The following is a 12,308-nucleotide window of genomic DNA, read 5'->3' on the forward strand; positions in this document are numbered from 1 at the left end:
ACAGTGAAATCAAATATTGCCTTTTTTAAAACCAAGCGCCATCAAAGTTTCATCTATTTACCAGCATGATCTACTTTTAGTACTTTAGCAATAGTATTTTGTATCTAAAATTCAGAAAAACAAAGAAATTATTCAAACACTCGCAAAAAAACTTTTAGATTCTTTGCATAAACATCTTCATCCTGCCACATCACATTGATTTATAAAGATAACTTATTGTTTTCATGTTGAATGAAAAAACTAATTCTGTAGGATTCTATCATTTAAAATCTGTTCCATGTTGTATTAATTAAAATCACTTGCTTGCACGTTACAAGCGAAATTTTCGTAAGGACGGACAAGGCTTTCTCTGCTGAAGCAAGACTTAAGGCTGGCATTCAAGTTGTTCTGAATGCTTTTTACAATAAGGGCTATTTAAGCGTCTCTCAACACTTCGCTGAGGCATGACAGCACCAGGACGACATATGGGAAGGTTGTCTGATTTATGGTTCTCACACCAATCTTGTATTGTAAAGCTAGGGCGAAAACCTGATTGCGCCATACACATTTCAATACTGGCAAATTGATTCAAATCTAGCGCCACAACCTTATTAAGGTCCGGTACTCCACATTCTAAAAGTATTTTATTTCTCCATAATGCTGGAGAAAGTGAGGGAATTGAGTTAACACATCCAGTGATACTTAACAGAGCTATACAACTCAATAGTTTTAAGATTTTCTTCATTATTCCCCTCTTTCAATGGATTTATTTACAATAAACAGCTCATAAGCTTGTTGATATTTTCTGTCATCGCTGCTTAAAACAACGGTGAACAATATTGAGATGATTGGTTGAGAAAACAATCCCACCATTCCAAGCAAAGGCAAGGATGGCGGATTGTTAATCATCACAAGAAAGACTTAAGGTTTGCATTCAGGTGCATTTTTATATTTTTTACAATAAGGGCTGTTTAAGCGCTTCTTGACACTGCGCTGTGGAACAACAGCGCCTGGACGACAAATGGGCAAGTTTTCAGCTTTATGATTTCCACACCAGCCTCCCCCCACATCATATTTATAGCGAAATCCCGCTTGGAGCATGCAAGCATCAATGGTTGCATTTGCATTATTACTGAGCTTTCTACTTTCTGGATCCTTATCATAAGGGGTTGGCATACCGCATTCTAACAAGGCTTTTCCTATCTCCGTAAAATCTGCTCCTGGCTTCTCCCATGCCCCTATAGAAGATATGGGAGTTTTATTAAACTGGCACCCAGCTATACTCAATAGAGTTATCACACTTAATAATTTTAAGGTTTGTTTCATTTTTTGCTCCATGAATTAATTGAATCAATTTGTATACGGTGAGATGAACCATAATCATGTCTACATGCTCGATCCACATTTGCATAACAAACATGAGGGCTGGGATAACTAAATAGTACTTTCTTTGCCTCTTTAACTGCGTTACTACCAAAGGGTCTTTGGTAAAAAGTAGCGGAATTTCCACCAAATACTACACCAACAAAATCATCTGCATGGTTTTCCAAGCCGACAGTGGTTTGCTTGCCATCCTTTAAGATATATAACGTATCAGCCATGTCTTGAGTATTATAAGCTGGACCAAAGAAATTAACCGTTGTTTCCTTTGCTATACCGAGAACACCATGCTTTACTAAATTATATGATCCATTTCCTGCTGTTATGGTACCACGACTATGGGCATCATCATGCCATCCTGTATTGCCATAAAGATACATTATATCCTGGAATTTCTTGGTTGAATTGGTCAATCCAAAAAAAATCTACCTTCCAGAAACTTCTGAAAAATCGCTATCCCTACTTCCACTTCCCAGTCTTCAGCTTCTGGGAAGTATGTAAAATAAAGGGGACCATGATCATTGTCAGCAAACTGGACAGTATAACGCGCAGCATCATCTGGTGAGGTAAAAATACCATTGTAAAACATATGAACCTTGCCATCAGAACCTTTTTGTAAATGTTTTTCTTCTTCTGGTGTTAAATAGTGATACAGAGGTATTTTTCTTCCATAGCTGCCTTTTATAGGTTTTCCATTTTCATCGGTTAAATAGAGGACATTGCCATTTTCATCATGCGCAACCTCACCCTCAGGATGCTCTTTGAGATATGCGAATTCGCGTATTTTGTCCCAGTATCCCAATCCTTCATCCGATAAATTATTGATCATATCTACGCGATTATGCACTACCCCCTCAAGCGGTGCGACATCTAGCTGTCACTACTGCTTGGTGTGCTGCTGCGGTGTTGCGGTTGAGAGAGCCAATGATTTGTCCAGCATCTTGCCCCATCGCCCTCTGTCCAGTTGTATCAGTAAGGATGATAGTCCCATCACTGATAGCAGATTTGGTTTCCCCTTCTACTGCATCCTTGGCTTTGCCGTGATTTAAAACATTCTTGGCAATGTTCTTTATCGTGTCATTCCCAGAAATGCTAAACCCATGGCTGCTGGCTTTAGCATGGGCACTGTTGCTGATATCACTGGTGCTAATGCTTCCTGTAGTCAGGCTGTTTTTATCTGCCGGCGCGGTGCTGGCAATGATGCCTCCGGTTAGGGTCGTTTTGTCTTTAACAATGATATTAAAGCCGCCATCACCCGCTTTGATACCTGATTGCTCCACAACACTATGATAATCGCTAGAGGATTTATCCCTTTTGGAAAGAGGCGCTCATAGAGCCCCCACCTATTTACTAAGGAAATTAAACGTGTGTAACATCAAACATATCATCATACAGCCTGCTAAAGATGAGAGCTTTGTTTTTTACCATTGGCTATGAAAGAAAATCCTTTGAGGACTATTTCAATCAACTTATCAAAAATAATATTAAACTTTTGTATGATATTCGTAAAAATCCAATAAGCAGAAAATACGGATTTTCAAAAAGACAATTAGAGAAAGTTGTAAACAACATTGATATTGAATATATGGCATATGCCTGAACTTGGAATTGCCTCTGAAAAACGAAGAAATTTGAAAACACAAAAGATTATGATCGCCTTTTTGAAGATTATCAAAATACAACTCTCAAGGATAATTCTTGTGCAATAAACAAATTATATCAAATTTTTTTAAACAAAAAGCGCGTTGCAATCGCCTGTTTTGAAGCTAATGTATGCATGTGTCATAGAGGACAACTCGCATTAGCTCTCATTCCATTGCCTGATTGGAAATATGAAATTAAGCACATCTAAAAAAATAAATTTGCATATTTTTAAAAAATGGGAGTGCCCATATGCCTCCCAGCCCCCTACCCATTCCTAATAACTTTTAAGTGATGCATGATTCACGCTACGGGTGAATTCTGCGCAAATCAAGGAAAAGAAATATGAACTGACTGATGAAACAATTGAGGTTGGTGGATACATTACACTTTACTGCATCCTTGCTTTGAGAGACTTTGGAGATGTAAAGGCAGGTGATCTTGGCGCTTTTATACAAAAAGAAGACAATCTAGGTCATGATGGCAATTGCTGGATAAGTGATGATGCAAAAGTCTATGGTTATGCCAAAGTTTTTGGGGATGCACATGTTTACGGAAACGCTCGTGTTTTTGCCAATGCACAAGTTTTCGGTGGTACATTTATTAGTGGAAAAGCTAAAATTTATGACAGTCCATTGATTTCCATCAGAGCAAATATACGCTGGCTATTAAACAAGCGCAAAATGTCATCTCCAAGAAAATAAACAGACTTACAAAAGGCTCTTTCGATTGGTTATTGCATCAGTATTTACAAAGCATGCAATGGCATAATCAATTAGAATCTACTAAAAAGTTAAATATCGAATTCTGAACAATGTTTCTAAAAATATTGCTGATCGTGCACATAAAAGCATAGAAAAACACCACATCCTTGACGCCGTAGACAGAAGGCGAGCTACTCTCGCAGCGGCAAAATATTTTTTGACCTCTTTAAACGATCTCTTTAATTGGGCGGTTGATAATGCCCTTTTAAATAGAAATCCTGCCTTTAATATAAAAGCACCAAAATCTTTAAACAGTGAGGGATTACTACCATGGCGAGAAGAGGACATAGACAAATATTATCACCGTTGGTCACATGGTACACATGAACGCGTCTGGATTGATGTTCTTCTTTATACAGGCTTGCGTCGTGGTGATGCCGTTCGTATCGGCTGGAAAGACGTCAAAGATAATATCATTTATCTCAAAACAGAAAAGAGCCAATTTAAAACAGATGTTTTTCTTCCTATTTTACCAGAACTAGAGGAAACCCTTAAAATTGGTCCCATAGGTGATCAAACATTCATTTGTGGTAAAGGTGGAAATAAGCTTGTCAAAGAAAGTTTTGGCAACCTCTTTCGTGAAGCATGTAATGCGGCGGGTATTAAAAAATCAGCGCACGGATTGCGAAAATTAGCAGCAACACGTGCAGCCAATGCTGGTGCTACGGTTTCGCAAATGAAAGCGCTTTTTGGCTGGACAGAAGATAAAATGGCATCTCTTTATACCAAAACAGCCGATAGAAAACGCCTTGCAATAGAAGCCATTAAAAAACTTCAAAAAGGTTAGAGCAACGGGCGGAAGCTAAAAAACTAAAGCCCCGTCAAAATTATAAACGAAATCAAAGCGACGTTTGATGTGCTTCAGAAACCAGAGGAGAAATAGGTGGTTGTGTCTGTTGCATTGTTTGCCATAAATTATAATTTGTTTGCATATCCAGCCAAAATTTCGCTTTACTAAAACCAGCTAGTTCTAATTTCACTGCAAGCTCGGTACTCATAGAGGCATGTCCGTTAATCACTCTTGATAGAGAAGCTCTTGTCATATGGAGATGATTAGCTAACTTTTGTATTGTTATCCCCATTTCGTCTAAGAAAGCTACTTTTAGAACTTCGCCCGGATGTGCGGGGTTATGCATCATTATTTTCGTTCCTTTCATCAATGGTAATCTTGATAATCAACAAGCTCCACATCTGTTCCTATAAAGCGAAAAGTAACACGCCAATTTCCATTCATCCATATAGAATAGTACCCTGTAAGTTCACCTTTAAGAGGGTGTATTTTAAAGGCAGGCGCTCTCAACATTTCAGGCGTAGTAGCACTTGTTAAAGCCGTTAAGATAACGCGTAATTTTTTAAGTGATCTGGTCAAATAGCTTTTGTGGAACCTGTTGTATAAAATAATTTTAAGCCCTTATATTTAAAACCCACAATTGCCATTACCGCCCCTTGTCGTATATCATTGCTATACGGTTAATAACAAATAAGAGTTAAGCCCATGTTAGAAATATCTGATTCTATATCTGGAAAAAATAGATAGGAATAAGTGATAAAAAGCTTCAAAAAGGTTAGGGATAGACACTCAAAAAACATAATAGAATCAATGAATTATAAAACCCTTTACTCTTGTAGTAAATCACTGATTTTAATTACCTTTTTTACACTCTTTTAGTGGTGCAAAACTATAACGATGTAATCCTATAACTGGTCCATATTTATCAAGAGCTGTACGATGCGCTAGCGTTGCATAACCTACATGCTTCTCTAACCCATACCCTTTATAAACTTGTCCTGTACATTCCATCATCCGATCACGCGTTACTTTCGCAATAATAGATGCGGCTGCAATTGAAACTGAACGCTGATCGCCCTTAATCAATGCCATTGCAGGACAGGACAACTCAGAAGGAATATCACGCCCATCAACAAGGACATAGTGGGCTGGAATGGCTAATCCTATAATACAGCGACGCATTGCTTCTAACGTTGCTTTTCTAATATTAGATTGATCAATTGTACGAGCACAAAGACTGGCGACTGAAACCGCTAATGCACTTTGCAAAATTTCATGATAAAGTCTATTTCGTTGGAAAAAAGAAAGTTTTTTTGAATCATTTAACCCATTAGGAATACGATCTCTATCCAAGATAACGGCTGCTGTTACCACAGGTCCAGCGAGAGGCCCCCGTCCTACTTCATCAACACCTGCTATATGAAAAAAACCCTGTTTTTGCAAATCCAATTCGCACGAAAAATTTGGTTGAAGCGGCAAATTAAACATCTTTGATACAGCACAAATACAACAAACATACATCTATTTCTGTAGCCTGATCATTTTTTGCAAGCATTACAGTTTTAAATGGCTCTTCAAACATTCCACGAATTCTTGCACAAAAAATAAAAAAACACATTTCTTTGGTTACCCTCTTTTATTATGTATGATAAAATGAAAGCTTTTATATTTATTTATCAAATATTTCCTAAAGTCATGATAGGTTTTACAAACCAATTTGGGTACATTGATTTGATAAAAAGAGCTGCTTGTTGCGCCGTTTGTTTATTTTTAAAAATGCCAAAGCAAGTTGCTCCCGTTCCAGACATACGGGAAAAAAGAGCCCCACATTCATCTAATATAGATAACACTTCAGCTAACTGAGGTGCTATTTTTAATGCAGGAGAAAAAAGATCATTACGCGTTTCTTGTAAAACTTCAACTAATGAATCAACACTCTTTAAAGCGTCTGTATTAATTTTTAAAGAAGGATTATGACGCTTCTCTAACGCTTTAAAAACAGCTTGTGTTGAAATCTCTTGTCCATGATTAACCAATACCATTGCTAATGAACAAGCTTCTTTTAGTCGTATCATCTCTTGACCAATTCCTTTAACCAAAAGCGGCTGCTGATACTCTAATGCACAAAGGCACATGGGAACATCAGCACCAAGAACTAAGCTCATTTTTGCTAATTCTTCGTAAGAGCAATCAAGATTCCACTGCCGACGCAACATGCTGATAACCCCAGCTGCATCACCTGAGCCACCACCAATGCCTGAAGCAACAGGTAATGTTTTTACAAGCCGAAAAAAAGCAGGTTGAGCACATTCCGGAAAAGTCTTATGCATAAAGTCCCTTGCGCGAATAACCAAATTGTCTAAATGAGAAACAAGCCCTTTTGCAAACGACCCCGTCAAAACAAACTGATTATTTTCACAAGGTGCATAGTGTAGACAATCACCGCTAAGACTAAAATAAACCAAACTTTCTATTAAATGATACCCATCAGCACGTTGCCCCACAACATGTAGAGCTAAATTCAATTTAATAGGTGTAAATAAATAGGAATGTCTTTGGAACGAAGTTTGTACATTTGATATCATATGACGTAATATTCACTTACATAGGGTTCTTTTAAAAATTTCCCCCTTTTACCCATACTTTTAGCACGAGCCCTATAAACAGCTTGGAATATTCTTAATCGTTTTCTAAAAAACAATAAATATAAAGAGTTCTCATACAAAATAAACGACATGTTCTCATTCGTATCATTTCAAGCCTTTTTTCTTCTAGTATCTGTTTTTAGATAAAAATCTCTCTGGCTTGAATGATCCTTTCCATCACAAACCATAACGCTGCCAAAGAGCTCGCTCTTCTGCTGCCATCAATGCACTATCAACGACTGTATAAACCGTATGTGCAGTCACTCCTGAAGGCGTTTTAGGTCCTAAAAAACTTTTTGGAGGCATAATAAGTCGAAGTTTTGCATCATTACCAAAGCGCTCCTTAATAACAGAACGTACATCATTCAATCCATCAACCAGACCAAGCCCAACGCTTTGTTTTCCACTCCAAAACATTCCTGTAAAGAGATTCGAATCATCTGATAATTTTTCAGCACGCCGTTCTTTAACCAAATCGATAAAAGTTTGATGCACTTCAAGTTGGAGAGATTTCAAATGCTCAATATCCGCCTTTTTTTCTGGCTGAAATGGATCTAATGTAACTTTGTTCTTTCCTGCTGTGTATACACGCCGTTCGATACCAATTTTCTTCAAAAGTTCCGGAAAACCAAAGGAAGCTGAAACCACTCCAATGGAACCAACAATTGAAGAAGGATCTGCAAAAATTTCATCCCCTGCACAAGCAATCATATAACCACCAGATGCTGCAATATCTTCAATAAACACAAGAACCTTTTTATTTTTTTCTTCTGCCAAGTCACGAATGCGCTTAAAGATAAAACGCGATTGTACAGGCGAACCACCAGGAGAATTAATAATAAGTGCAACAACCGGTGACTTTTTGTGTGCGAAAGCCTTCTCTAAAAGATTTGCACACCTACTGAGGGAAAGGGTACGAGATATAGATGCTGATGAATCCATAATTGCTCCTTGAAGGCGCACCACAGGAATTTCAAGTTTATCGGAAGAAAAACGGCGTGGAATAAAACTTTTAATAAAATCCATCAAAACAAAATCTCCTTATAAATTAAGAACAATTAAATAGGCAAGGACAACAAAAAGGAAGAACGCGATAACATCCAAAAGCGCCAATCAATCCCCACATTACAAGCAGAAATATAATTTCACCCAAAGTCAAACCTCCCTAACAACAAAGTGTAGACTTTAAATAATAAACTAAAAAACACAAGATACTATTAGAAAAGTTCCCACAAGCTTATATATCCATTATTAATTGCATCAACTCGGGGTGAAAAAGTATGGTCATTACCTTCATGTATAACCAATGCCGGTAAAATAGATAAAGCTGCTCTGCTTCCTCGTTTTGCGTAAAATAAAAGACGAATTGCTGCTGTTTTCGCACGGGCATGCACAGGAATTATACAAATACCACCAAAACGCCCTTCTAAAGCATGCAAGATATCTGTCAACGATTGTGGACGTGCAATGAGCCCTAAGTATCCACCTGGCTTAACAATAGCTGCTGCACTCCGCAACCAGTTATCAAACATCGCTTCAGACATAACATGTGCTTCAGATTTTTGTTTATCAGGTGTCTTACGATCGGTGGGATTATTAAAAGGTGGATTCATAATCGCAAAATCAAAGCTATTATCTATCAAACCTGCTTTTATACGGGCATTCCCTTTGAAGGTAACATCTGCTTCTAGCAAACAAATTCGGCTAGCAAATTGTTTATTTTGTTTTAGCATAAGCGTTTTTTGAGCGTAAGATACCATAAAAGCTGAACGTTCAACTAAGGTAACATGAACTTTCAGACAACGCGAAGCAACAGCCAAACCCGCAGCTCCAGCACCTGCACCTAAATCAACAACCTTGCCCTTTAAATCACTTGGAACCAAACTAGCTAATAACATCGCATCCATTCCAGAACGATGACCATATTTATGGGGTTGAACCAAATAAAATTTCCCGCGGTGAAAACTGTCAATTGTTTCACCACTCTGATTCGCTGCTTTATCCATTTAAAAGCCTAATGCTCACCTTTATAAACTGCATTTTTGCCATTCAGCTGCTATTTTAAATTTTTTATTATTTTATAACAATAAGATTACACTCGCTAAAGAACATTTCTTGCCAATAACATTCCAAGCTAACACTTTTAAACGACATCAAAAGCTTGAGTCAAAACCAAACCCCCTTTATGCTAATGAATAAAGTAAATTTTATATATGTCCATTGCAATACTCTAGGAGTAAACACATTGAGTGCAGCTATCAAACCAAAACAAATAAGAAATAATCAAATTTCTCTTCAATCTCTTGTCAATCTTACTCAAAAAGATATGGATTGCGTAAATCAATTTATTCTCTCTATGGCAAAATCAGAGGTTGAGATGATCCCTGAAATTTCTAACCATCTTATTTCATCAGGTGGAAAGCGATTACGCCCAATGATTACGCTCGCTTCTGCTCATATGTTCGGTTATCAAAGTGACGGGCATATAAAACTCGCAACAGCTGTTGAATTTATGCATACAGCAACATTACTACACGATGATGTGATTGATGAAAGTAATTTACGACGTGGAAAATCTACAGCACGTATGATTTGGGGGAATCAAGCAAGTGTACTTGTTGGTGATTTCCTATTGGGGCAGGCCTTTAAAATGATGGTCGATGTCGGTTCCATAGAAGCGCTCTCTGTCCTAGCCAACGCTGCTGCAATTATTGCTGAAGGAGAAGTTATGCAACTTTCTGCCGCAAAAAATATAAAAACCAGCCCTTCAGAATATCTCAAAATCATCGATGCAAAAACAGCAGCACTTTTTTCAGCAGCCGCTGAAGTAGGACCCATTATTGCTGGCTATGGAAATAAAGAGCGTTCTTCATTACGTGAATATGGAACATCCTTAGGTTTAGCTTTCCAATTAATTGATGATGCACTTGACTATAGCGGTAGTGCTCAAAACTTAGGAAAAAATATAGGGGATGATTTTAGAGAAGGAAAAATCACAATGCCTGTTATTCTCGCATATGAGCGTGGAAATATGGTAGAAAAAGATTTCTGGAAAAAAGCGCTTGAAGATGACAATAATAATGATGAATCCTTCGCACACGCACAACACTTAATGGAAAAGTATGATAGTATCACAGATACAATAGAACAAGCACGCATCTATGGAAAATATGCAATTGATGCTCTTGTTCCCATGAATGAAAATCTTGCTTATAATGCTCTCGTTGAGACTGTTGAATTTTGTATTGCGCGCGTAAATTGAATTCTTTGCAAGAATCGCAGTATTTCTCAACAAAGTAATAAGATATGATCTATAAACAACACCATCAATTGATTATCTTGAAAAGGATTAGCTCCATGTGCTCTGCAACGGTATCTCGACTTTTTGCCCTCTTTATCGTGGGTATCATGCTGATGCCATCCCTCACCTACAGTAAAATAAGTGCAGCAACTCATACAAGCTCATTTACAGGTGCTTATTTAGCTGGAAGGGTTGCAAATCATGAAAATAAAACAGAACTTGCTATCAATTATTTTAAACAAGCACTGGTTTATCAACCTGATAACATTGAAACACAAAAAGAGCTCCTTGAAGCTATGCTCTCGGTCGGAAACTTTAAAGAAGCTGTCCAACAAGCCCAAAAACTCAAAGAGAACGATGTTATAACTCCCTTTGTTTCCTTAACTTTGTCAGTAGAAAGTCTCATCAAAAAAGATTATAAGAATGCCAAGGCTCTTCTGAAATTAAAGGAACTGCCTACGTCCAATAATCCAATACCTGAACTCATCGGCGCTTGGATTACATTTGGATCTGGACAAAAATCTCAGGCAATCGATGATCTTAAGAAACTCAAAGGTCCTGTCTGGTATGATCTTTTTATATCTTATCATCTAGCACTTATGAGCGACCTTGCAGAACGGCCAAAGGATGCAAAAAAATATTTCATTAAAGCACTGAGTAACAAACAGGGAACTCTTATCGCTCCTAATACTTATGAGCGTATTATCATAGCCTATGCCTCATTCCAATTGCGCCATAATATGCGCAACCAAGCTCTTCAAACAATCCAGCATGGCGAACAAATGTTGTCAGGTCGAGAAGTCCTTAAAAACTTTCAAGAAAAAATTGAAAAAAATTCTTTCTTAGAGAGAGTTATTAAAACACCTCAACAAGGAGCAGCCGAGGTATTATATAATTTTGGAACAGCCCTCAACTACAAAAACTCAGGGCGAATTGCACGTATTTTTAAGCAATTATCTTTCGCCTTATACCCTCAAAATGACGCAACACTGTTTCAGCTCGCACACATTTCTGCTAAATTGAACGATCCACATCAAGCAATTAAACTTTATCGCGCTTTATCCCCTAAATCTCCTTATTATAAAGATGGACAACTTCATCTTGCATTCCTTCTTGCCAATAACAACAATTACAAAGAAGCAATAAAATTACTCACATTGTTAAATAAAAAATTTCCCAATGATCGTAATATTTTGATAACGCTCGTTGCTTTTTATATGCAGGACAATAAATTTCTTGAGGCTATTAAAACTCTAGACTACGCTATTACAAAGATAAAAAACTTTCAGCAGGACGATTGGAAACTCTTTTATCAGCGTGGTATTGCTTTTGAACGTTTAAAGCAATGGCCAAAAGCAGAACTTGACTTGCGAAAATCACTTGAATTTTTTCCAAATCAACCGCAGGTTCTTAATTATTTAGCCTATTCCCTTGTGGAACGTGGTGAGAAGCTTGAAGAATCGCTCCGTATGCTACAAAAAGCCTCTGCTTTGCAAGCTCACAACAGTCATATTCTCGATTCTTTAGGGTGGGCTTATTATAAACTAAAAGAATATAATAAAGCAGTGCAAATATTAGAAAATGCTGTCAGATTACAACCTGAAGACCCAACACTGAATGATCATTTAGGGGATGCCTATTGGAAAGTTGGACGTAAACGTGAAGCAATCTTTCAATGGAACCACGCAATTGACGGAAAACCAGAAAATTCTGAACAAATTCAAGAAAAGTTGAAATTTGGTTTGCAATAAACGATGCTTAACCATAAACCACATGAATAATAAATAGAGAAACTAAAATTACTTTGT

The 12,308-nt window shown here is 37.4% G+C and carries 13 protein-coding genes and 3 pseudogenes; 5 read left to right on the forward strand and 11 right to left on the reverse strand.

What is annotated here, in order from left to right; translation table 11 throughout:
• Positions 1-364: 364 nt before the first annotated feature.
• The 5 genes from ACFINS_RS04015 to ACFINS_RS04035 all read right to left on the reverse strand — a co-directional run bounded on the left by ACFINS_RS04015 (position 365) and on the right by ACFINS_RS04035 (position 2,639).
• Complete coding sequence (locus ACFINS_RS04015) at positions 365-724, reverse strand: hypothetical protein (RefSeq protein WP_273724680.1); 360 nt, start codon at positions 722-724, stop codon at positions 365-367.
• A 176-nt stretch (positions 725-900) separates the two neighbouring features.
• Positions 901-1,305, reverse strand: coding sequence for a hypothetical protein (locus ACFINS_RS04020; protein WP_375650741.1), 405 nt, complete (start codon positions 1,303-1,305; stop codon positions 901-903).
• Positions 1,302-1,772, reverse strand: a complete 471-nt coding sequence (locus ACFINS_RS04025; RefSeq protein ID WP_375650738.1) for a hypothetical protein — start codon at positions 1,770-1,772, stop codon at positions 1,302-1,304. The genes ACFINS_RS04020 and ACFINS_RS04025 overlap by 4 nt, the downstream gene beginning before the upstream one ends.
• The gene (locus tag ACFINS_RS04030; RefSeq protein WP_375650735.1) at positions 1,769-2,206 is read right to left on the reverse strand and encodes a hypothetical protein; all 438 of its coding nucleotides are present in this window, start codon (positions 2,204-2,206) and stop codon (positions 1,769-1,771) included. The genes ACFINS_RS04025 and ACFINS_RS04030 overlap by 4 nt, the downstream gene beginning before the upstream one ends.
• Positions 2,207-2,213: 7 nt before the next feature.
• Entirely contained in the window at positions 2,214-2,639 is a 426-nt protein-coding gene (locus tag ACFINS_RS04035; protein ID WP_375650732.1) for a hypothetical protein, read from the reverse strand.
• Between the two features lie 125 nt (positions 2,640-2,764).
• On the opposite strand from ACFINS_RS04035, the pseudogene ACFINS_RS04040 reads away from it, so the two are divergent.
• The 3 genes and pseudogenes from ACFINS_RS04040 to ACFINS_RS04050 all read left to right on the forward strand — a co-directional run.
• Positions 2,765-3,211 (forward strand): annotated as a pseudogene (locus tag ACFINS_RS04040) (DUF488 family protein).
• A 103-nt stretch (positions 3,212-3,314) separates the two neighbouring features.
• On the forward strand, positions 3,315-3,704 hold the full coding sequence (locus ACFINS_RS04045; protein ID WP_375650729.1) for a hypothetical protein: 390 nt from the start codon (positions 3,315-3,317) through the stop codon (positions 3,702-3,704).
• Positions 3,656-4,551 (forward strand): annotated as a pseudogene (locus tag ACFINS_RS04050) (tyrosine-type recombinase/integrase); the annotation flags it as partial. The gene ACFINS_RS04045 and the pseudogene ACFINS_RS04050, both read left to right, overlap by 49 nt.
• A 52-nt stretch (positions 4,552-4,603) precedes the next feature.
• Here the strand turns inward: ACFINS_RS04050 and ACFINS_RS04055 are convergent.
• From ACFINS_RS04055 to ACFINS_RS04080, 6 genes and pseudogenes are all read right to left on the reverse strand, one after another.
• Positions 4,604-4,903, reverse strand: a complete 300-nt coding sequence (locus ACFINS_RS04055) for a HigA family addiction module antitoxin (RefSeq protein WP_183194585.1) — start codon at positions 4,901-4,903, stop codon at positions 4,604-4,606.
• Between the two features lie 17 nt (positions 4,904-4,920).
• Positions 4,921-5,201, reverse strand: a pseudogene (locus tag ACFINS_RS04060) (type II toxin-antitoxin system RelE/ParE family toxin).
• A gap of 205 nt (positions 5,202-5,406) precedes the next feature.
• Positions 5,407-6,042, reverse strand: a complete 636-nt coding sequence (locus tag ACFINS_RS04065) for a ribonuclease HII (protein WP_375629754.1) — start codon at positions 6,040-6,042, stop codon at positions 5,407-5,409.
• 188 nt (positions 6,043-6,230) lie between these two features.
• Complete coding sequence (locus ACFINS_RS04070; RefSeq protein ID WP_375629755.1) at positions 6,231-7,139, reverse strand: 4-(cytidine 5'-diphospho)-2-C-methyl-D-erythritol kinase; 909 nt, start codon at positions 7,137-7,139, stop codon at positions 6,231-6,233.
• A 237-nt stretch (positions 7,140-7,376) separates the two neighbouring features.
• Positions 7,377-8,225, reverse strand: coding sequence for a S49 family peptidase (locus ACFINS_RS04075; protein ID WP_375612095.1), 849 nt, complete (start codon positions 8,223-8,225; stop codon positions 7,377-7,379).
• Positions 8,226-8,416: 191 nt separating this feature from the next.
• On the reverse strand, positions 8,417-9,205 hold the full coding sequence (locus ACFINS_RS04080; protein ID WP_375612094.1) for a tRNA1(Val) (adenine(37)-N6)-methyltransferase: 789 nt from the start codon (positions 9,203-9,205) through the stop codon (positions 8,417-8,419).
• Positions 9,206-9,384: 179 nt separating this feature from the next.
• Here ACFINS_RS04080 and ACFINS_RS04085 point away from each other — a divergent pair, with 179 nt between their 5' ends.
• Together ACFINS_RS04085 and ACFINS_RS04090 are read left to right on the forward strand one after the other, a co-directional pair.
• Positions 9,385-10,461 carry a polyprenyl synthetase family protein gene (locus ACFINS_RS04085; RefSeq protein ID WP_375612093.1) on the forward strand — a complete coding sequence of 359 codons (1,077 nt, stop codon included), beginning with the start codon at positions 9,385-9,387 and terminating at the stop codon, positions 10,459-10,461.
• A gap of 95 nt (positions 10,462-10,556) precedes the next feature.
• Positions 10,557-12,251: a tetratricopeptide repeat protein gene (locus ACFINS_RS04090; protein ID WP_375612092.1), complete on the forward strand. Its 1,695-nt coding sequence runs from the start codon at positions 10,557-10,559 to the stop codon at positions 12,249-12,251.
• Positions 12,252-12,308: the final 57 nt, after the last annotated feature.

Origin of the sequence: Bartonella sp. AA2SXKL (genome assembly GCF_042197205.1) — a bacterium.
Lineage (GTDB): Bacteria > Pseudomonadota > Alphaproteobacteria > Rhizobiales > Rhizobiaceae > Bartonella.